22 protein-coding genes and 2 pseudogenes are annotated in these 19764 nt (G+C 42.7%); 14 read left to right on the forward strand and 10 right to left on the reverse strand.

Annotated features, from left to right (window positions below; translation table 11 throughout):
- Window position 1 precedes the first annotated feature (1 nt).
- Window positions 2-1051 (forward strand): cell division protein ZipA C-terminal FtsZ-binding domain-containing protein, encoded by a 1050-nt coding sequence (locus tag HX743_RS11430; RefSeq protein ID WP_178319270.1) that lies wholly within the window; start codon window positions 2-4, stop codon window positions 1049-1051.
- A gap of 184 nt (window positions 1052-1235) precedes the next feature.
- Window positions 1236-3272, forward strand: a complete 2037-nt coding sequence (gene ligA, locus HX743_RS11435; protein WP_178319271.1) for an NAD-dependent DNA ligase LigA — start codon at window positions 1236-1238, stop codon at window positions 3270-3272.
- Window positions 3273-3358: 86 nt separating this feature from the next.
- On the opposite strand, the gene HX743_RS11440 is transcribed toward ligA, so the two are convergent.
- Complete coding sequence (locus HX743_RS11440) at window positions 3359-4420, reverse strand: aldehyde reductase (protein WP_004972358.1); 1062 nt, start codon at window positions 4418-4420, stop codon at window positions 3359-3361.
- 324 nt (window positions 4421-4744) lie between these two features.
- Between HX743_RS11440 and bfr the strand changes: the two genes are divergently transcribed.
- The 6 genes from bfr (at window position 4745) to bioD (ending at window position 10131) form a co-directional block, all read left to right on the forward strand.
- On the forward strand, window positions 4745-5209 hold the full coding sequence (gene bfr / locus HX743_RS11445) for a bacterioferritin (RefSeq protein WP_004972356.1): 465 nt from the start codon (window positions 4745-4747) through the stop codon (window positions 5207-5209).
- Between the two features lie 188 nt (window positions 5210-5397).
- Window positions 5398-6129, forward strand: coding sequence for a hydrolase (locus tag HX743_RS11450; protein WP_178319272.1), 732 nt, complete (start codon window positions 5398-5400; stop codon window positions 6127-6129).
- Window positions 6130-6228: 99 nt separating this feature from the next.
- Window positions 6229-7512 carry an adenosylmethionine--8-amino-7-oxononanoate transaminase gene (gene bioA / locus HX743_RS11455; protein WP_178319283.1) on the forward strand — a complete coding sequence of 428 codons (1284 nt, stop codon included), beginning with the start codon at window positions 6229-6231 and terminating at the stop codon, window positions 7510-7512.
- Window positions 7509-8666 (forward strand): 8-amino-7-oxononanoate synthase, encoded by a 1158-nt coding sequence (locus tag HX743_RS11460; RefSeq protein ID WP_178319273.1) that lies wholly within the window; start codon window positions 7509-7511, stop codon window positions 8664-8666. Before bioA ends, HX743_RS11460 begins: the two co-directional genes overlap by 4 nt.
- A gap of 8 nt (window positions 8667-8674) precedes the next feature.
- Window positions 8675-9484 carry a malonyl-ACP O-methyltransferase BioC gene (gene bioC / locus HX743_RS11465; protein WP_026438193.1) on the forward strand — a complete coding sequence of 270 codons (810 nt, stop codon included), beginning with the start codon at window positions 8675-8677 and terminating at the stop codon, window positions 9482-9484.
- Window positions 9481-10131: a dethiobiotin synthase gene (gene bioD / locus HX743_RS11470; protein WP_178319274.1), complete on the forward strand. Its 651-nt coding sequence runs from the start codon at window positions 9481-9483 to the stop codon at window positions 10129-10131. Before bioC ends, bioD begins: the two co-directional genes overlap by 4 nt.
- Before the next feature lie 367 nt (window positions 10132-10498).
- Here the strand turns inward: bioD and rluB are convergent.
- The 5 genes and pseudogenes from rluB to HX743_RS11495 all read right to left on the reverse strand — a co-directional run.
- Window positions 10499-11419, reverse strand: a pseudogene (gene rluB / locus HX743_RS11475) (23S rRNA pseudouridine(2605) synthase RluB); the annotation flags it as partial.
- Window positions 11420-11460: 41 nt separating this feature from the next.
- Window positions 11461-12054 (reverse strand): SMC-Scp complex subunit ScpB, encoded by a 594-nt coding sequence (gene scpB / locus HX743_RS11480; protein ID WP_178319276.1) that lies wholly within the window; start codon window positions 12052-12054, stop codon window positions 11461-11463.
- Window positions 12051-12845: a ScpA family protein gene (locus HX743_RS11485; RefSeq protein WP_178319277.1), complete on the reverse strand. Its 795-nt coding sequence runs from the start codon at window positions 12843-12845 to the stop codon at window positions 12051-12053. Before HX743_RS11485 ends, scpB begins: the two co-directional genes overlap by 4 nt.
- Before the next feature lie 233 nt (window positions 12846-13078).
- Window positions 13079-13696, reverse strand: a complete 618-nt coding sequence (locus tag HX743_RS11490) for an L-threonylcarbamoyladenylate synthase (RefSeq protein WP_168525101.1) — start codon at window positions 13694-13696, stop codon at window positions 13079-13081.
- A 91-nt stretch (window positions 13697-13787) separates the two neighbouring features.
- Window positions 13788-14450: an elongation factor P hydroxylase gene (locus tag HX743_RS11495; RefSeq protein ID WP_178319278.1), complete on the reverse strand. Its 663-nt coding sequence runs from the start codon at window positions 14448-14450 to the stop codon at window positions 13788-13790.
- 98 nt (window positions 14451-14548) lie between these two features.
- Here HX743_RS11495 and HX743_RS11500 point away from each other — a divergent pair, with 98 nt between their 5' ends.
- The 6 genes from HX743_RS11500 (at window position 14549) to lysM (ending at window position 18330) form a co-directional block, all read left to right on the forward strand.
- Entirely contained in the window at window positions 14549-15106 is a 558-nt protein-coding gene (locus HX743_RS11500; RefSeq protein ID WP_131260705.1) for a DUF177 domain-containing protein, read from the forward strand.
- 75 nt (window positions 15107-15181) lie between these two features.
- Window positions 15182-15364: a 50S ribosomal protein L32 gene (gene rpmF / locus HX743_RS11505; RefSeq protein ID WP_004972331.1), complete on the forward strand. Its 183-nt coding sequence runs from the start codon at window positions 15182-15184 to the stop codon at window positions 15362-15364.
- Window positions 15365-15568: 204 nt separating this feature from the next.
- A complete protein-coding gene (fabD, locus tag HX743_RS11510; RefSeq protein WP_178319279.1) occupies window positions 15569-16555 on the forward strand; it encodes an ACP S-malonyltransferase in 987 nt (328 codons plus the stop codon).
- On the forward strand, window positions 16552-17286 hold the full coding sequence (gene fabG / locus HX743_RS11515; protein WP_178319280.1) for a 3-oxoacyl-ACP reductase FabG: 735 nt from the start codon (window positions 16552-16554) through the stop codon (window positions 17284-17286). The genes fabD and fabG overlap by 4 nt, the downstream gene beginning before the upstream one ends.
- An 83-nt stretch (window positions 17287-17369) precedes the next feature.
- Window positions 17370-17606: an acyl carrier protein gene (gene acpP, locus HX743_RS11520; protein ID WP_001279871.1), complete on the forward strand. Its 237-nt coding sequence runs from the start codon at window positions 17370-17372 to the stop codon at window positions 17604-17606.
- Window positions 17607-17856: 250 nt separating this feature from the next.
- Window positions 17857-18330, forward strand: coding sequence for a peptidoglycan-binding protein LysM (gene lysM, locus HX743_RS11525; RefSeq protein WP_004972325.1), 474 nt, complete (start codon window positions 17857-17859; stop codon window positions 18328-18330).
- Between the two features lie 127 nt (window positions 18331-18457).
- On the opposite strand, the pseudogene HX743_RS16585 reads toward lysM, so the two are convergent.
- The 4 genes and pseudogenes from HX743_RS16585 to HX743_RS11540 form a co-directional block, all read right to left on the reverse strand.
- Window positions 18458-18592, reverse strand: a pseudogene (locus HX743_RS16585) (hypothetical protein); the annotation flags it as partial.
- A gap of 68 nt (window positions 18593-18660) precedes the next feature.
- Complete coding sequence (locus HX743_RS16410; protein ID WP_256732315.1) at window positions 18661-18786, reverse strand: hypothetical protein; 126 nt, start codon at window positions 18784-18786, stop codon at window positions 18661-18663.
- Between the two features lie 102 nt (window positions 18787-18888).
- Window positions 18889-19380 (reverse strand): pyridoxamine 5'-phosphate oxidase family protein, encoded by a 492-nt coding sequence (locus HX743_RS11535; protein WP_178319281.1) that lies wholly within the window; start codon window positions 19378-19380, stop codon window positions 18889-18891.
- A 219-nt stretch (window positions 19381-19599) separates the two neighbouring features.
- Window positions 19600-19764: integrase core domain-containing protein (locus HX743_RS11540; RefSeq protein ID WP_151711510.1), on the reverse strand; the 165-nt coding region annotated here is incomplete at its 5' end.

A 19764-nucleotide genomic window follows, 5' to 3' on the forward strand; every position in this document is an offset into this window, starting at 1 on the left:
TATGGAAATCACCACAATCGTTGGAATTGTCATCGCTATTGTGATCATGGCGTTTGGTTTGAAAATGATTCTAAAAAAACCTGTAGATTCAGCGCCATCCTTAGATTCGGAACTGCAATTTAATGCAGAAAGCCAAAAACCGATTATTCCACGCCATGTACGTGACCAATTGCAAAGCGACGCTACGCCACCGCGTGTGGAGCCGACTTTAACGGTAGATGAAGTTACGCAAGATGCGCCTGCCAAGTCTGAACCACAGGCTTTAACGGATGATGTCGTGGCTTCTTCAAGCACAGAAACTGACAAAGTTGAACCGAGTTTGCAGGCAAATACAGAAAATTCTGAGCTTGATCCATCCACAACGATATCGAAGTCTGAAGTTGCACAAGACACGCCAAGCCCGACAGCGACAACTTCAGAATATTCATTATCGGATGAAATTCAGCAAGTGATTGTAGAAACTGAACCGAATGCGCAGACTGTCGAGCAAAACAAAGCTTCGACTGAATACAGTCTGAATCAACACATTGAAACTGCCGAAATTTCAGAATTTAATGAAGAAAGCAGCATTTTAGATTCGCATTTGCATGAACAAAAAATCATGGATGAAGAAAGTGCCTTGGCAACCGCTGAATCTTTTATCGCGCTGAATGTCTTCCCTGAACGTCGCATACTTTCGGGCGATAAAGCCTTAAAAGTCTTGATGAAATATGGTTTACGTTTCGGTGAAATGTCATGTTTCCATCGCTATAACGAAGATGGCACTAAATTATTATTTTCAGTTTTACAAATTAATGATGAAGGCGCAGATGGTTTTGATTTAGAAACTTTATCGAGCGAACAAGTTAAAGGTTTAGCGTTCTTCCTCGCTTTGCCGCACAGCGATGTGCAAAATGCCTTTGATACCATGGTCAGCATTTCAGGACTGATTGCACGTGAAATTGATGGAACGGTCTATGACCAAAACCATTTAGAGTTTACTCCACAATTACGTGAACACTGGCGTCATCAGGCGATAGATTATCGTGCTGGTCAGGCAAGTCATGCCTAGAATTGCGATCTCGTACTGGGTATAAGCTACGTCAAGTGTTTGGCAATTGAACTGAGTGCAGTAGGATAAATTGCAACTTTGCAGCCGCATTTTTATAATGTGCGCAGCAATACAAGCTGTAGCATGCGCTACATAGAAAAAATTGAAGGGCGGAACAAGACCGCCCTTTTTTATGGTGGAAAATATGTCTGTAGATTTAACCGTCGTGGCGCAAATGCGTCAATTGATTCAACTGCTTGCCAAGCACAATCATGCCTATTATGTGATGGATCAACCGACAATTGCAGACAGTGAATATGATCAGCTTTTCCATCAACTAAAAGCGTTGGAACAACAGTATCCAGATTTAGTTCAACCCGATACACCGACCAATAAAGTCGGTGGCACACCTTTGGCAAAGTTCACCACGGTTACACATGCTGTGCCAATGTTGTCTTTAGGCAATGTGTTTAATCAGGAAGAATTATTTGCCTTTGCAAGACGTGTCGAAGAGCGTTTGCCCAACCAAAATATTGAATACGATGTCGAACTCAAATTTGATGGTTTGGCGATTTCACTTTGGTATGAACATGGTGTTTTAGTGCGTGGTGTGACCCGTGGTGATGGGGAAACAGGGGAAGACATTACCCACAACGTCAAAACTATCCGCAATTTACCGAAAGTTTTGAGTGCGACAGAAACGGCTATTCCTGAATTTTTGGAAGTGCGTGGTGAAGTGTTGATGCCAAAACTTGGTTTTGAAAAACTCAATGCGGCCAATACAGCCAAAGGTGAAAAAACCTTTGCCAATCCACGCAATGCAGCAGCAGGCAGTTTGCGTCAGTTAGACCCGAATATTGCGGCTTCACGTCCTTTAGCATTCTATGCTTATGGCATTGCGCAATGTGTGCCGCCTCATGGACAAAGCACCATGTCCGACAGTTTGGCATGGTTGGGGCAGTTTGGTTTTGAAATTGGCGAACGTCATTTTGTCTGCAAGAGCATTCAAGATGTTCAGGCGGCCTATGAGCAAATTAACCTTGAGCGTCCGAATTTAAGCGTTGAAATTGATGGCATGGTGGTCAAGGTCAATGACTTGAAACAGCAACAGCAATTGGGCTTTTTAAGTCGTGAGCCGCGCTGGGCGACTGCCTATAAATTCCCTGCAGTTGCCGCTTTAACCACCATTGAAAATATTGATTGGCAAGTGGGGCGCACAGGTACGTTGACGCCTGTGGCACGTTTAAACCCCGTTGCGGTAGGTGGTGTGACGGTATCCAATGTTACTTTGCATAATATTGGTGAAATTCACCGTTTGGATGTGCGTTTAGGCGATACGGTCAGTGTTTACCGTAGTGGTGATGTGATTCCCAAAGTTGAAAAAGTCTGGCCAGAATTCCGCCCTACAGATGCACAGGAAGTCCATTTGCCAGAACAATGCCCTGTGTGTGATTCGCCTGTGGTGATGCCTGAAGGTGAGGCTTTGGCGCGTTGTTCAGGCGGTTTGTATTGTGCCGCACAACGTATTGAAGCGATTCGTCATTTTGTCTCACGTAAAGCCATGGATATTGAAGGTTTGGGTGATCGTTGGGTGGAGTCATTACTGCATCTGAACTTGCTACAAAATGTGGCTGATATTTATCATTTACACGAACACCGCGACACTTTGCTCGGCATTGAAAAAATGGGTGAGAAGTCGGTTCAAAACTTGATTGACTCGATTGAAAACAGCAAAAAAACTACTTTGGCTGCGTTTATTTATGCCTTGGGAATTCGTGGTGTGGGCGAAACCACCGCGCGGATGCTTGCCAATACTTTTCAGACTTTAGAGGCTTTGCGTGAAGCTGATTTAGAAGCATTAAAGAAAACTCCAGATGTGGGAGATATTACGGCAGAATGGATTTTGGACTTTTTCCAAGCGCCGCATAATTTAGAAGTGTTGGATCGTTTATTAGCGGCAGGCATTCATTGGGATGCTCCGATTGCACCGACACGTCAGCCTTTGAATGGTGAAAGTTGGGTGATTACAGGGACGTTGAGCCAAATGGGACGCGATGAAGCGACTCAGTTGTTGCAGGCCTTGGGTGCGCGAGTCAGTGGCAGTGTTTCAGGTAAAACCAAATGTGTCGTGGCAGGTGAGAAAGCTGGCTCAAAGCTGGAAAAAGCCGAGAAGTTGGGTGTGCAGGTCATGAATGAAGCTGAGTTTATTCAGCTGATGCAGGAATATGGTGTGCTTGAATAAGCATCATCCTACATTTTATCCACTAATAGGTACAAAGGCACTTCAACGATGAAGTGCCTTGGTTTTTACTGAGAGAAGTCGAAGGTTTAACGTTTCTTCACAATGCCATCATCAATGAGTTGCTGAAAATGTTCGACTAGACTGGTTTCAATATTGCGGTAGTGCATACCCAATTCACGCTGACTTTTTTCCGCATTAAAATAAATTGGGTAGCCCATATTCAGTTCCACAAATTTACGGGAAAAACCAAGTAGAGGGCCAAAGGCTTTAAAGGCAAATTTAGGTAACTGATTGCGTGGGAAAGGGTATTTACGTCCAAAGTGCTGCGCTAAAATTTTGCCCATTTCCAATAAGCTGAGTGTGCCACCGCTAATAATATAGCGACCTTCAGCAGCAGGGTTGAATGCGGCCTGAATGTGAGCATCGGCAACATCACGCACATCGACAATGCCATTCCACATAGCAGGGACACCTGCCAAGGTCATACCGTTGGCAAACTGCAATAACACTTCCACGCTGCCCGATTGGGTGTTTTTGGTCAACGATGGGCCAAGCACCAAAGCAGGGTTGATACAGACCAAATCCCAGCGGTTTTGTGCCTTTGCCATTTCCCAAGCTTTGCGTTCAGCTGCCACTTTTGAATAAGGATAAGGCTGATGCTCAGGGCTGCTGCTGGTATTCCAGTGACTTTCATCAAAGCGATTATTGGCCGTATTTAAAATATCAATCGCATCGCCATAGGTTGCAGCAATACTTGAAGTCACCACTACACGCTTTACCGATGCAGTACGATTAACGCTGTTTAACACATTTTCAGTGCCAATTACGGCAGGTTCAATAATGTCTTTAACTGCATCTTTATAATTGGTGACCACAAAAGGCGAGGCCATGTGCAGCACGATTTCACAACCTTGCATGGCGGCATCAAAAGCACCTTCTTCAAGTAAGTTGGCTTGGAATAATTGTAAGTTGCCTGTGCTTTTTGCCGCGATATCAGTCAGATGTTGAAAACTGTGGGTTTTATTCAGATCACGCACCGTCGCGTGTACGGTATGTCCTTGTTCAAGCAGGTTTTTAATGACCCAACTGGCAATATAGCCTGTTGCGCCTGTGACTAAAATGGGTGCAGATGTATTTAGATTTGTCATTATTTTAAGAAAGTGATGGAACTCGTGATTATCATAAAGCAGCTGGGTTTTAAAATCCGCTTTTTAGGCGTTTTTTACGATACTTGAGCGTCAAAGTATGGTTTCTTTCAATATTTACAAAATGATGCAAAATCATTGTATTGTCATTTTTAAAGCTAAGTTTTGCCAAGCAGTTGTTTTATATATGAGAATTTTTAAGTTATATTGCAAATGCGTATGTTTCTCATTTTAATTTTATAAAAATCATGGGTTTACAATAATTAACTTTTGCAATTTTGCCTGAATGTGTCCATAATGACTGGATTAAGAAAGGGAGTACAGCAAATGCGTGGCAATCCAGAAGTCGTAGACTATTTAAATATGTTGATTGGTGGCGAACTGGCTGCTCGCGATCAATACCTGATTCATTCGCGTATGTATGAAGATTGGGGTTTAAGCAAAATTTTTGAGCGCATTGACCATGAAATGCAGGAAGAAGCGCAGCATGCCGATGCTTTAATTCGTCGTGTATTGTTCCTTGAAGGCACTCCAAATATGCAGCGCGATGACATCGACGTGGGTGAAGATGTGGTGTCTTGCTTAAAAGCCGATTTAAAACTGGAATACGAAGTACGTGAAAAATTGGCGCAAGGCGTAAAATTGTGTGAAGAAAAAGGCGATTATGTCAGCCGTGATATGTTGCGTCAGCAAATGACCGACACAGAAGAAGATCATACGTACTGGTTGGAAAAACAATTACGTTTAATTGAATTGATTGGTTTACAAAACTACATTCAATCGCAAATGTAATCTGATCAAAGCAAAATAGACCAAAACCCGATTTATGATAAGTCGGGTTTTTTTATAGATCGGTTTTTATAGATTGGCTTTTTTATATCAATTGGTTTTTTTAAGGATGTATCTTGGTGCTTTGCAGATGTCGATTGAGCCGATTCAGTATTATACTGAGGTGATTTTCTAACTTGAGAGCAAGCCACGTGCAACAACAGATTTTATTGATTACAGGCTGGGGCGGTGGTACTGCACTCTTAAATCCGTTACAGCAAGCCTTAACTGCACAAGGTTTTCGGGTTGAGCTCATCAATATTTTTAACGCTACTGATGCTCAAGTCATGCAGCAACAGGTTGAATTTGCACGTCAGTTTGATGTAATTATGGGCTGGTCACTGGGTGGGCAATTGGCAACGCTACTGGTCGATGCGATTGCCAGCCAATATGCAGGATATAAAACCTTAATTACCATTGCATCCAATCCGTGTTTTGTTGCACAAGCCGATTGGGATACCGCTATGCCACAAGCCACGTTTGCCCAGTTTAAACAATCTTTTGCACAAGACCCAATTCTGACCCTAAAGCGTTTTGGTTTTATGGTGTGTCAGGGTGTCACTAGTAGTAAAACCGACCTATTACAATTACAAAGTTTGGTTCAGCCACAGCCGCAATCTTTGCTTCAACAGGGTTTAAATTTATTGGAAAACTTAAACTTGGTGACTAAGCTTAAAAATTATACAGGTCTGCAGTATCATCTTTTTGCCGAGCAGGATGTTTTAGTTGATTGCAAAGTTGCAGCTAAACTGCAAAATTTAGCTGCAAAGTTTTTAAGCGTAGATGTTTTGCAAGGCTCGCATGGGCTGCCATTGTTCCATGCCGATGAGTTGACTAGCAAAATCTGCCAATATTTACAGAAAAACCCGCCAACAGGTCCATAAGTGACAAATCTCGCAATTTATTTTATCTGTAGACAGGTTTAAGATTTAGCACATCAAGTTTTTTACAAGATCAAGGATGATGGTGGGATGACAGAACAGATGGATTTGGCTTTTGATCGTGAACATCTTTGGCATCCTTACACCTCTATGACTCAGCCCTTAACAACCTTTAAGGTTAAGCGGGCATTTGGCAGCACCATTGAACTTGAAGATGGTCGCCAGTTGATTGACGGCATGTCATCGTGGTGGTGCGCGATTCATGGCTATAACCATCCTGAGCTGAACCGTGCTGTGACTGAGCAACTCGACAGTATGGCGCATATCATGTTTGGTGGATTGACCCATCGTCCTGCTATTGAGTTAGGGCGTTTGTTGCTCGAAATTACCCCACCGAGTTTAGATAAAATTTTTTATGCAGATTCAGGCTCCGTCGCCGTTGAAGTGGCGCTGAAAATGGCGGTGCAATACTGGACTGCACAAGGCAAAACTGAAAAAACCAATTTTATTACCACCCGTTCTGGCTATCATGGCGATACATGGAATGCCATGTCGGTTTGTGATCCTGTTACAGGGATGCATCAGGTTTTTGGCTCAAGTTTGGCGCGTCGTTATTTTGTATCTGCACCACAAACAGGTTTTGACCAAGAGTGGAATCCTGCCGATATTGCAGAATTGGCACAAAGTTTGGCCGAGCATCATCAACAGATTGCCGCCATGATTATTGAGCCGATTGTGCAAGGTGCAGGCGGCATGCGCTTTTATCATCCTGAATATTTGCGTCAAGCCAAATTGCTCTGTGAACAATATGATGTGTTGTTAATTTTTGATGAAATTGCCACAGGTTTTGGGCGTACAGGCAAGTTGTTTGCATGGGAACATGCACAGGTCGAACCCGATATTATGTGTATCGGCAAAGGGCTGACAGGCGGTTATATGACCTTGTCTGCCACATTGACCACGAAGCATGTTGCAGAAACGATTTCGCAAGGTGAGGCAGGTGTGTTTATGCATGGCCCGACCTTTATGGCAAATCCACTGGCCTGCGCGGTTGCAGTAAAAAGTACCCAATTATTATTAGAACAAGACTGGCAAGCCAATATTCAACGTATACAACAGCAACTTGAACAGCATTTAACACCATTGGCTAATTTGGCATGGGTGCAGGATGTGCGGGTTTTAGGTGCAATTGGTGTGGTAGAACTTAAACATGCTGTCGATATGCAAAGCTTGCAACAAGAATTTGTGCAACGCGGTATTTGGGTGCGTCCATTTGGTAAATTGGTTTATGTGATGCCGCCGTATGTGATTACAGCAGCAGAACTAAATACTTTATTGCAGCAATTGGCTGAGGAGGTGGCAGGCATGCAAGGAGCGAGCGCATGAGTTTACTCGATCACTATGCAGAACAGCTTGATCAGCTTCGCCAACAGGGTAATTTTCGTCAGTTTCGCAGCAATCAACAGCAAGGTAAAACGATTGAAATTCAGCAACAGCAGATGCTGAATTTATCTTCCAATGATTATTTGGGTTTAGCCTCTGATTTGCGCTTACGTGAACAGTTTTTTGATGAAACACCGAATGCACAGCGTTTAATGAGTGCATCTTCATCACGTTTACTGACTGGAAATTTCCCTGCCTATGAACAGCTTGAAGCCACATTAACGCAATTATTTCATGGGCGAGCTGCCTTGCTGTTTAATAGCGGCTATCACATGAATATTGGTATTTTACCTGCATTGGCAGATGCGAAAACCCTAATTTTGGCCGATAAACTGGTACATGCCAGCATGATTGACGGCATTCGTTTGTCATCTGCCAAATATTTGCGTTATCGGCATAATGATTTGCCACATTTGCAGCAATTGCTGACGCAATATCATGCCGATGATAATTATGAACGCATTATTGTGGTGACTGAATCCATTTTTAGTATGGATGGTGATGAAACTGATTTAGCCGCATTGGTCGCGCTGAAACAGCAGTTTGCCAAAGTTATGTTATATGTCGATGAAGCACATGCGATTGGTGTGCGTGGGCAGCAAGGTTTGGGCTGTGCCGAACTATATGACGTGATTGATGCCATTGATTTTCTGGTCGGGACGTTTGGTAAAGCTGTTGCTTCAGTTGGGGGATATTTGATCTGTGATCCGATTATCCGCGATTACCTGATTAATCGAATGCGCCCGCTAATTTTTAGTACCGCACAGCCACCTATTTGTATGGCATGGACGCAGTTTATGCTGAATCAGATTGTGCACATGCAGACACAGCGTCAGCATTTGGCTGCTTTGAGCTTATATATGCAGCAGGGGATTCAGGCCAAAGGTTTTACCTGCCCATCGACTTCGCAAATTGTACCTGTGATTATTGGCGACTCTAGTGCAACTGTAAGCAAAGCCCAACAGTTACAGACTGCAGGTTTTTATGTGATGCCTGTACGTCCACCGACTGTGCCGCAAGGCAGTTCAAGACTGCGGATTTGTTTAAATACGCAATTTGAAACGGCAGATTTAACACAGTTACTGGATTTGCTTTGAGTGTGCGTATGCGTATAGATAAGGCACAAGTGGCACAGCGTTTTGCCCGCGCTCATCAGAGTTATAAAACGCATGCCGTGGTACAGCAGCAAATTTGTCAGCAGTTAATGGCAAAAATGCAGCAATATATTGTGCAGCAAAAGTTGTCAGATCAACCTCAGCCTTGCTTTGAAAACGTCTTGGAAATTGGCTGTGGTTCAGGGAATTTAACCGACTTGCTACTGCGTGAATTTCAAATTCAACAGCTGACTTTAAATGATTTATATGCCGAAGTGTTGCATGCGTATCTGCATCATCCTCAAACAACTAGTACGCAAATTCATGGCTTAATTGGCGATATAGAACAGCTCGATTTTCCGCAGTCTTTGGATTTAATTTGTTCGAGTTCGGCTTTGCAATGGGTGGAAGATTTTGGAGCATTATTGCGTAAGGCGAATCAAGCGTTAAAGCCGCAAGGGTATTTGTGCTTTTCGACGTTTGGCCCTCAAAACTTGACTGAAATTAAGCAATTAACAGGTCAAGGCTTACATTATTTGAGTATGGATGCGTTACAACAACAGCTTAAACAGCAGGGCTTTGAAGTATTACACTGTTCAGAGCAGCTTGAATCATTAAGTTTTGAACATCCCAAACAGATTTTGCAGCATTTAAAAGCCACAGGTGTCACGGGTACAGCACAAGGGCAGCGTTGGAACAAAACGACTTTAACCGAATTTTATCGGGGCTATGAACAATTTAGTCAGCAACATAGTTCACAGAAAAAAAGTTACACGCTCACGTATCATCCTATTTATTGTCTTGCACGGAGAATGCCATGACAGCTCAAGTTTATTTTGTGAGTGGTATTGATACAGGGATTGGCAAAACCTATGCCACAGGTTATTTGGCCAAGACCATGAATGAACAGGGTATTCAGACCATTACCCAAAAGCTGATTCAAACGGGCAATCAAGACGTTTCAGAAGATATTGAGCAGCATCGTAAAATTATGGGCAGTGAATGGTTGCCTGAAGATGATGACAAGCTCACCATGCCTGAAATTTTTAGCTATCCTGCTTCACCGCATTTGGCTACACAAATTGATGGTCGTGAAATTGACTTTGCTAAAATTGAGGCTGCGACTGCGCAACTGGCGGCAAAGTATGATGCGGTATTATTGGAAGGTGCAGGCGGGCTCATGGTGCCGCTGACCACAGACCTGCTCACCATCGACTATATTGAGCAAAAACAGTATCCTGTTATTTTGGTGAGTTCTGGGCGTTTGGGCAGTATTAACCACACTTTGCTCAGTTTGGAAGCTTTAAAAACACGTGGTTTGAATTTGCATGCATTGGCATATAATTTGAACGATGAATCACAAGACCCTTTAATTTCGCAGGATACTGCCAAATATTTAAAAAATTATTTGGCAAAAAGCTTTCCAAAGGCACAGTGGATTGAAATTCCTGTATTGCCGAATATCTAATCCTTATTATTTTTTTCCAACAAATTTGCCCAATAAAAAAGCCACACATTCATGTGTGGCTTTTTATCAATTTGGCATATTTCAGCTTTTAGAATTTTTTAAAGCTTTTATTGCCAAACGGTTTGCGTGGTGCATTTTCGTCACGGCGTTCACGGTTGCCGTAGCTGTTACCATCCTGACGTGGTTCTCGGTTGCCGTAGCTATTGTCATCTTGATGACGTTCACGGTTGCCATAGCTGTTACCATCTTGGCGACGTTCACGGTTGCCATAGCTGTTGCCATCTTGGCGACGTTCGCGGTTGCCATAGCTGTTACCATCTTGACGACGCTCACGGTTGCCGTAACTGTTACCGTCTTGGCGTGGTTCGCGGTTGCCGTAACTGTTACCGTCCTGACGACGTTCACGCGGTGCAAAACCTGTGTTTTGTGCAGCTTCTTCGGTGTCACGACGTTGCTGACGCAAGAAACCACCACGACGTGCTGCCAACGGTTTTTCCTGCATACGCTCATTGCGACGTTTTGCCATGCCGTACAAACCTGTGCCTTGACGTGGTTTTAACTCAACCGCTTTGGCAAGGTTATCGATGTCATTTTTATCCAATTCCATCCAGCGACCTGTACGTAATTCACGCGGTAAAATTACCGTGCCGTAACGGGTACGCAATAGACGGCTGACTTTCAGACCTTGTGATTCAAAAATACGACGAACTTCGCGGTTACGACCTTCTTTTACCACCACTTGATACCAGCGGTTAATACCATCACCGCCAATTTCAGAGAAAGATTCAAACTTGGCAGGGCCATCATCTAGCACTACGCCGCGCAGCATGTTGTTTTTCAGTTGTGGTGTCACTTCACCCATCACACGAACTGCATATTCACGTTCAATTTCGTTCGATGGGTGCATTAAACGGTTGGCTAATTCACCATCGTTGGTGAATAGCAATAAACCTGTCGAGTTAATGTCCAGACGACCAACCATTACCCAACGATCATTGGCAATTGCAGGTAAGTTATCAAATACAGTCGGGCGTTGTTCAGGGTCGTTGCGTGAGCAAATTTCGCCTTCTGGTTTATAGTAAATCAGAACACGACGACGAATTTCATCTTCAATTTGGAACTGAACTTTACGACCATCGATGCGAAGCTCATCACCTGGTTCGATACGTTCACCCACTTGGGCAACTTGGCCGTTGACACTCACACGACCAGCGGCAATGACTTCTTCCATATAACGGCGAGAACCCAAGCCTACTCGTGCGAGTACCTTTTGCAACTTTTCACTCATGACAGCATAACCTTAGAAATGATCATCAACAGTTTACCTATTCAAGACACAGACGCAGATGCATCGAGTGCCATGAAAGCTTCCTTGGCATCCTGTAGGGGAGGCAATTGACTTAAGGAATTCAAGCCAAACGCATTTAAAAATTGAGGCGTTGTAACCAACAACGCAGGTCTTCCTGGGAGTTCTCGGAAACCTGATTCTTTAATCCAGTTCCAATCAAACAATGTGCGTAAAATTTGACTATTGTTTGATACTCCGCGAATTTGTTCAATATCTGCTCGGGTCACAGGTTGGTGGTAGGCAATCACCGCCAGTATTTCTAGCAGTGAGGGCGAAAGTCGGGTCGGACGTTCAGGCCACACCTGTGTAATAATTGTACGATACTTTGCCCGCACCTGAAAACGGAAACCTTGTGCGGTTTCGATCAGTTCAATCGAGCGACCATGTTGTAACATGGCCAATTGTTGTAAAAACTGGCGTAATTGCGCTTTGCTATATTTATCTTGAAAAGCTTCTTTCAGACGCGCTAAAGACACAGCACTGTCACTGGCAAAAATAATTGCTTCAAGTTGCATTAGCAATTCATGCTGTTGCTCACCTTCAGACAGGTTTGAAACAATCTGTTCTGAGTTCATGCCTGCGCCCCTTGAATACTCAATGGTGCTTCAATACCACTGCTCACAATGCATACCTTCTGCTGGCGAGTCAGTTCTAAAATAGCCATAAACGTCACCACCATACCCATTCGCCCCTGACTTGGCTTGAGTAGCGCATCAAAACTGAGAATTTCACCCGAGGCGAGTTTAGCTTCAATAAACGCAATTCGTTCTTCGAGCAAAACAGGTTCTTGCAAAATTTGATGGGTCACAGGTTCAGGACGGTTAAAAATGCAGAACAACGCATCACGTAATTGATCGGCCGCATAGCCGACATTATTCACAGCAGTGTGTCCTAAGCCAACATTGGTGGCAAAGGTATCACGTTCTAAAACTGGCATTTGCCCAAGGCGTTCCGCCGCTTGCTTGACTCTTAAATATGTTTCTAGGCGGTCAATCAGCTCTTGTTTCGGGTCTTTCTCAATTGCACTGGCGCTTGGTGCTTTTGGCAATAACAGCCGTGATTTTAAATCGGCCAATAGTGCAGCCATCACCATATAGTCAGCAGTGAGCTCAATATTCAGTGATTTCATGGCATCCATATACGACAGATATTGCGATGCAATGGGGGCAATATCTAACTGGAGTAAATCGAAGCCATTTTTTTGAATCAGGTAAATTAGAAAGTCGAGTGGTCCTTCGAAATGCTCTAACAGAATTTCAAATGCTGCAGGAGGAATATATAAATCCTCTGGAATCGACTCTTGCCATTCATCTAACACACGAATGTGTTGGGCAGGTTCCATCGCATTGTGGAGGGATTGATTCATTACAGTATTGGGCCACGCGAATTTTCAAAAGCATGCAAACGCTATTTCCGCTTTAGATAGGAGGAGCGGTAGAGAAATAGCACAAAATTAATAGCGGCTAGTCTAAAGGATATCGTGGTTGAAATAAATCTGTTCTACAACCAAATGTCAAAAAAAGCCAAAAATAAATAGGGGTATTTTCTTGGGTGATGATGTTACAAAGATAACAAATACAGCGTGAATAAAAGGAGTGCTTATTCAAAAGCACTCACATCACCCACACCACGACGTACAATTTGCGGGCTGTCACCCGACAAGTCCACAATACTGGTGGTGCTGAGTGTGCCTAAGCCACCATCAATCAGTACGTCTATGCGTTTGCTGAGCTGTAAATCAATCTCGTAAGGATCATCTAAAGGGTCTTCCTGACCTGGTAAAATCAGGGTGCTGGTCAGTAAAGGTTCACCCAGCTCTTTCAGCAGCATGCGGCAAATTGGATTGCTTGGAATACGCAAACCAATGGTTTTTTTATTCGGATGCATTAAGCGACGTGGCACTTCACTGGTCGCAGGTAAAATAAAGGTCGTCACCGCTGGGGTATTGTTTTTTAGTAGACGATACATGGCATTGTCTACTTTGGCGTAGGTGGCAATGTCAGATAAATCGGCACAAATAATGGCGTATTGGTGTTTAGCACCTAAACCACGAATTTGTGAAATACGCTCCATCGCATTTTTGTTACCAATCTGGCAACCAATTGCATAGGCAGCATCGGTTGGATAAACCACCACATCGCCCGCGCGTATGCGTTCAACCGCTTGGCTGATGAGACGCGGCTGCGGATTTTCAGGATGTACTCTTAAATGCAACATATGAATTCCCTCAGTGCGTAATTGTGTTCGTCGCTTCATTATGAAAGGGGATGGATGTCACTTGCAATCATTGCCCCATGCTTTATTGCATTTAATCTAGATTTTTACGTTCAAATTCTTCAATTTGTAATGTTTTGCCACCTCGGGTGCAGTAACAAATACATTCAATCAAGCGTTTTGCATCGCGTGGTAATTTGGCTTCGCCATTAAAATAACGCTGCACTTGTGCAAAGACATTGTCTTTAAAAGTGCTGCCATCTCCACCTTCACCCGTCAGGTTGTCTAAAGACACGCGGAATTTACGCCCAAACGCTTGAGCAAACAGCCATTCTATTGCCTGCGGCTTTATTTCGACTTGTTCAAACAAGGCTTGTTGTTCTTGAGTGCGACCATCGGGGGCATACCAATAGCCTAAATCGGACAATAGGCGGCGTTGTTCACCTGCAATGGTCCAGTGGCTAATTTCATGCAGTGCACTATTAAAGAAGCCATGCGCAAATTGAATTCGTGCAGGTTGGTCTGGTGTTGCAGGAACGTACTCAGGTTCAAAGTCACCTTTGACCAAGTTCACATTTAGGTGGGAAAACCAGTGATTAAAGTGTAAGATGAGCCAGTCCACCTGTTCCGCTTCCGTATTCAGTTTGGCCCAGTCCGAGAGTTGCACTTGGGGGGGCGAAGTGTCAGAATTGGTGGTTGGAAGTGTGCTCACAAGTGATGAAAAATTCACTTCTGTTTGCGGCTGCAACAGATGCATGACTGTGTTACCCAAAATTGGTCTGTCTAAATAAGTACAAAATTGTATCTTAATCTTTGACAGAGTACTGATGAATTTGTAGAATTGCCGCCTTAATTATGTCAGCAAATACCTTTCCGGCACAGATTGAGCCGTTTAAATGGGCTGAACAGGGCTTTACATGGTCAGGTAACCTGCCATTGTCTCGCTTTGCTCGTATCGCCCGTGAAGCTGTTGGATCAATTGATGATCAATTGGTTAACATAGACTGTAAGCTATCAATGGATGCGTATCATCGCATTGTATGGCTAGATGGTCATATTGAAACGAGAGTTCCAATGGAATGCCAACGCTGCTTGGGTTCTGTAGAAATAGACCTCGTTTCAGATTTTCATCTAGCTCTTGTGGATGATGAGTCACTGATAGAGCGCTTGGATGAGGATGCTGATTTCATTGTATTAGGTGAAAGTGAAGCCACCACCAAAGGCGATTATGATTCGCCTGCGACGGCTAATTTACTGTCACTTATAGAAGATGAATTGTTATTGTTGTTGCCTTTATCTCCTAAGCATGACGCTTGCGAGCATAAGCATCAACCTGCCATTCAGAACATTGCCGAAGAAAAACGTGATAATCCGTTTGATGTTTTGGCAAGTTTGAAAGGTAAACTTAACTGAAAATTATGTTATAATTTTTAGTTAAGACAACTCAATTTGTTCTGATCCATTTTTCGATCTTTGTAAGGAGCCATCATGGCCGTTCAGCAAAACCGTAAAAGTCGCTCTCGCCGTGACATGCGCCGTTCACATGACGCTTTAACCGAGAATGCATTAACTGTAGACCAAGCTACTGGTGAAACTCATCGTCGTCACCACGTAACTAAAGATGGTTTCTACCGTGGTCGTCAATTATTCGCTAAAGCAGATGCTGAATAATTGGTGATGTATTAAGCGTCAAGCTTAGTAGAAAAAATGGGAGCGTAAGCTCCCTTTTTTTGTGCCCGATTTTTGTTGTATTTGGCAATTACTAAAAACAAAATTAAGTGTTAAATTTCCGCTCCATAACTGAGCTTACATGAGAAGGTGTGGGTTGTAGCTGCAAAAAACTACAATTTGCACATCTTAATTAAAGGATTTTTTATGTCTGCTAAACGACTCGAGCAAGCAGCTCAAGCCACTAAAACTGCATTTGTCTTTCCTGGTCAAGGCTCACAAAAAGCCGGTATGTTGGCTGAGCTTGCAGAACAGTTTAGCGGTGTGCGCGAAACATTTGCAGAAGCCTCTGAAGCGATTGGCTTTGACTTATGGCACATTGCACAAAGTGGTGAAGGTTTAGACCAAACAGAATTTACTCAGCCTGTATTACTCACTGCAAGTATCGCTTTATGGCGTGTGTGGTTAGAGTTGGGTGGTGTTGCACCAAAATATTTGGCAGGGCACTCATTGGGCGAATACAGCGCGTTAGTTGCTGCAGGCAGCTTGAGCTTGGGCGATGCCGTTAAACTGGTAAACTTGCGCGGCAAATTAATGCAAAACGCTGTGCCACAAGGTCAGGGCGCAATGGCTGCCATTTTAGGCCTTGAAGATGCCAAAGTGCTTGAGCTATGTGAACAAGTGAATGTGCAAGGTCGTGGCTCGGTAGAAGCAGCCAACTACAATGCACAAGGGCAAGTGGTTATTGCAGGCGATACAACTTTAGTCGAAGCAGTAATGGCATTGGCCAAAGAAAATGGCGGTAAAGCCATTGCCCTGCCTGTATCTGTACCTTCACACTGTTCATTGATGAAACCTGCTGCCGAACAGTTTGCACAAGCTTTGGAACAAACTGCCATTGAGCTACCGCGTATTCCTGTAATACAAAATGTCAACGCTGGAATCGCGGCAGATGTTGCGCAATTAGGTCAGGCACTCACTGCGCAATTGTACCAATCGGTGCAGTGGACACAAACCATGCAATACCTACAAGATCAGGGTATTGAATATATCGTGGAATGTGGCCCAGGCAACGTATTGGCGAATCTTGCGAAGCGTTTACCGAATATCGAAAAAGCATTCCCACTCGACACACAAAGTCGTATGGAAGATGCACTAAATGCCATTTTAGTGGCAGAAGGGAAAATTGCATGACACAAGAACGTAAAGTTGCATTAGTCACAGGTGCAAGCCGAGGGATTGGTGCAGCCATCGCTCAGCAACTCATTCAAGACGGTTTTTTTGTGGTAGGTACTGCCACTTCTGAAGCGGGCGCAGAAAAATTATCGGTAAGTTTTGCAGAAAACGGTGCAGGTAAAGTATTGGATGTCCGTGATGGTGCAGCCATTGATGCATTGGTTTCTGAAATTGAACAAAGCTATGGTTCAGTTTTGGTTTTAGTTAACAATGCGGGCATTACCAAAGATAATTTGTTACTGCGTATGTCAGAAGATGATTGGGATGACATTCTCAACATTCACTTAAAGGCAGTTTACCGTTTATCTAAACGTGTCTTGAAGGGCATGACCAAAGCACGTTTTGGACGCATTATTAATATTAGTTCTGTGGTAGCACATTTTGCGAACCCAGGACAAGCGAACTATTCTGCGGCAAAAGCCGGTATTGAAGCATTCAGCCGTAGCCTTGCCAAAGAAATGGGCAGTCGTCAAATTACAGTAAACTCGGTTGCTCCGGGCTTTATTGCAACTGAAATGACAGATCAGCTAAGTGAAGAAATTCGCAAAAAAATGAGTGAGCAAGTGGCATTAAACCGTTTAGGTGATCCACAAGATATCGCAAATGCAGTGAGTTTCTTGGCTTCTGACAAAGCTGGTTACATCACTGGTACAGTGTTACACGTAAATGGTGGTTTATACATGAGCTAAGCTCAAGTATAAACTTTCAAAATTTTATAGATTCAATTAAACTAACGGCATTAAAAACGCCACAAGCAATGAGGAGAATTCCTGTGAGCGATATCGAACAACGCGTTAAACAAGCGGTTGCAGAACAACTTGGTCTTAAAGCTGAAGAAATCAAAAACGAAGCATCTTTTATGGATGACTTAGGTGCTGACTCTTTAGACTTAGTAGAGCTTGTAATGTCTTTCGAAAATGATTTTGACATCACAATCCCAGACGAAGATTCTAACGAAATCACAACAGTTCAATCAGCAATCGACTACGTAACTAAAAAACTTGGTTAATTGTTGATTTCAGCTCTGCTGAAATGAAAGCCACCGCAAGGTGGCTTTTTTATGCGCTGTCGTTTTTACAATCGAATATGAAAAAGGCGCATTTTGTTAAATGTGTGATGTAGCTTACATTTTGTTACCAGGCTAGTGTCTAATCACAACCGAAGTCGCTTATTTTTTTAGTTATAAATGAATGAGAACAGAAACGTGCTTATGTAAGTGAGCGACGCTTTATAACAGCAGAAAAAAATAGGAGTACCTCATGGGTCTTTTTGATTTTGTAAAAGGGATTGGTAAGAAAAATACAGCACCTGCAGAGCCACAAGCTGCACCAAGCACACCTGCAGAACCATCAGCACAAGAAATTGCCAATAAACTTTTGGGGCATGTGAAAAGTTTAGGCTTACCTGTGACAGGTTTATCGGTGAGTTATAACGCAACTACTGACTTAGCGACAGTGCGTGGACAGGTCAACAGTCAGGCAGACCGTGAAAAAATTATTCTTGCAGTGGGTAATATTGACCATGTTGCACAAGTAGATGATCAACTCACAGTTGCAACCCCAGAACCAGAAAGCAAGTTCTATACAGTAAAATCAGGCGATACCTTATCTAAAATTTCTAAAGAATTTTATGGGGATGCCAACCAATACAACAAAATCTTTGAAGCCAACCGTCCATTACTAAAAAATGCCGATGACATTTTCCCAGGACAAGTGTTACGTATTCCTGCTTAAATTTAAGTGTTTTGAATAAAAAAAGGCGCGCGATGCGCCTTTCTTTATTTTGTTTATAGCACTGTTCTGTCTGTAGTTGTTCTGCTGCGAGATATTCAGGCGCAGTGGTCTGGTACTTCAATCCATCTTAAGGCTGCATATATGACAACATGGCTTTATAAATTTGACGTCCAAACTGTAAAGCGGTGACTTGTATGGTGCTAAAACTTGGGCTGTCACGTAAAAGTTCTGTGTGATACAGAACAGGTGCGGTGGCATCGCCAGTATAGAGAAATAAGCATGCAGGTTATACAGAGACTTAGCTGTCAAGTTTGCTGCAGCCATAATACTTTACGCCAGTAATTGCCCGCCATATACACGCGTGCCAAAGTGCGTTTGGCTTTGTCCAATAAAGTATTGTTCACTTTTTTGTTCTAACTGTAATAAGGCCAGTAAATTTTGGGTGAGGGTGGTCATATTGAGTGGTGCTTTTTATAGATTAAAATTGGGTTTTAGGGCGTTAAGTGGCTTTTTAAGTTGCTGTTTTTATGCCAATATGTGGCTATATTGTGACCACTATTATGTTAAATGATCCATCATATTAGGGTAGCTAATCCATCTGTAGCTCTTAATTTTAAACTCTCTGACATTTGTAAAATCAGACCAAATTAATTTACTGCCCTTAGTCCATTTTAGCGATTGGATACGTCGATTAACTTTTAATTTTTCTTCTTGTGTTGCAGGTCTCAAGTCCCCAAGTTCCCCATAGAGCCTTACACCAGGATAAGAACTAAATTGACCTTGAATAAATGAGGATAACCAAAATAGCTTGCTTGAATTTACAGCACTGATGCAAATATTGTTATTTGTTTGGAGATTTTCTGCGAGTAGTTTAGAGAATGAATCGAATAGAAAGCCTGTTCCATCATCATTTAAGAAAACTGTTCCTATTGGGGTGATGTTAGGTATGCCCTCTATAGAAACACTCGCAATATTTACATGCATATTTGCTTTTTGTGCTTTAGAAAAAACATTTTTAACTAGACTCCATTTACTTAAGTCAAGATTCATTTTTATAACCCCTTATTCTATTTATTTTTAACTTACATCTAATTTTAGTTCATTGATCAATAGAACTAATTTTATATTTTATAGAGTTTTTAAATTTAACATAATACAGCTTTAACTCCAAAAGCTGTTGGATATTATCCTTTTTGATTTTTTAAAGTAAATAAAAAAATAGAGCCATTAGGTAATCCTCCCATAAATAACCGAAGTTAAAAGTAGAGGTTAAGCAGCCATTAGAGGTGGCTTTCCTTTGTTAGCTTGATGTGGTCTTTCATGGTTGTAATGCCACAACCAGTTTGTTGCATAATCTTGTACTTCATCCAAAGTATCAAATAAATGCTTGCTCAGCCAACTATAACGTATGGTCCGATTATAGCGTTCAATATA

It is taken from the genome of Acinetobacter sp. Swhac1 (assembly GCF_013390985.1).
In the GTDB taxonomy this organism is placed as follows: Bacteria; Pseudomonadota; Gammaproteobacteria; order Pseudomonadales; family Moraxellaceae; genus Acinetobacter; species Acinetobacter towneri.

Excerpts from the sequence above, each read along its gene's own strand:
- HX743_RS11430 (WP_178319270.1), top strand. The coding sequence starts at position 2 with ATGGAAATCACCACAATCGTTGGAATTGTCATCGCTATTGTGATCATG.
- ligA (WP_178319271.1), top strand. The coding sequence starts at position 1,236 with ATGTCTGTAGATTTAACCGTCGTGGCGCAAATGCGTCAATTGATTCAA.
- HX743_RS11440 (WP_004972358.1), bottom strand. The coding sequence starts at position 4,420 with ATGACAAATCTAAATACATCTGCACCCATTTTAGTCACAGGCGCAACA.
- bfr (WP_004972356.1), top strand. The coding sequence starts at position 4,745 with ATGCGTGGCAATCCAGAAGTCGTAGACTATTTAAATATGTTGATTGGT.
- bioA (WP_178319283.1), top strand. The coding sequence starts at position 6,229 with ATGGATTTGGCTTTTGATCGTGAACATCTTTGGCATCCTTACACCTCT.
- HX743_RS11460 (WP_178319273.1), top strand. The coding sequence starts at position 7,509 with ATGAGTTTACTCGATCACTATGCAGAACAGCTTGATCAGCTTCGCCAA.
- bioC (WP_026438193.1), top strand. The coding sequence starts at position 8,675 with ATGCGTATAGATAAGGCACAAGTGGCACAGCGTTTTGCCCGCGCTCAT.
- bioD (WP_178319274.1), top strand. The coding sequence starts at position 9,481 with ATGACAGCTCAAGTTTATTTTGTGAGTGGTATTGATACAGGGATTGGC.
- scpB (WP_178319276.1), bottom strand. The coding sequence starts at position 12,054 with ATGAACTCAGAACAGATTGTTTCAAACCTGTCTGAAGGTGAGCAACAG.
- HX743_RS11485 (WP_178319277.1), bottom strand. The coding sequence starts at position 12,845 with ATGAATCAATCCCTCCACAATGCGATGGAACCTGCCCAACACATTCGT.
- HX743_RS11490 (WP_168525101.1), bottom strand. The coding sequence starts at position 13,696 with ATGTTGCATTTAAGAGTACATCCTGAAAATCCGCAGCCGCGTCTCATC.
- HX743_RS11495 (WP_178319278.1), bottom strand. The coding sequence starts at position 14,450 with ATGCATCTGTTGCAGCCGCAAACAGAAGTGAATTTTTCATCACTTGTG.
- HX743_RS11500 (WP_131260705.1), top strand. The coding sequence starts at position 14,549 with ATGTCAGCAAATACCTTTCCGGCACAGATTGAGCCGTTTAAATGGGCT.
- rpmF (WP_004972331.1), top strand. The coding sequence starts at position 15,182 with ATGGCCGTTCAGCAAAACCGTAAAAGTCGCTCTCGCCGTGACATGCGC.
- fabD (WP_178319279.1), top strand. The coding sequence starts at position 15,569 with ATGTCTGCTAAACGACTCGAGCAAGCAGCTCAAGCCACTAAAACTGCA.
- fabG (WP_178319280.1), top strand. The coding sequence starts at position 16,552 with ATGACACAAGAACGTAAAGTTGCATTAGTCACAGGTGCAAGCCGAGGG.
- lysM (WP_004972325.1), top strand. The coding sequence starts at position 17,857 with ATGGGTCTTTTTGATTTTGTAAAAGGGATTGGTAAGAAAAATACAGCA.
- HX743_RS16410 (WP_256732315.1), bottom strand. The coding sequence starts at position 18,786 with ATGACCACCCTCACCCAAAATTTACTGGCCTTATTACAGTTAGAACAA.
- HX743_RS11535 (WP_178319281.1), bottom strand. The coding sequence starts at position 19,380 with ATGAATCTTGACTTAAGTAAATGGAGTCTAGTTAAAAATGTTTTTTCT.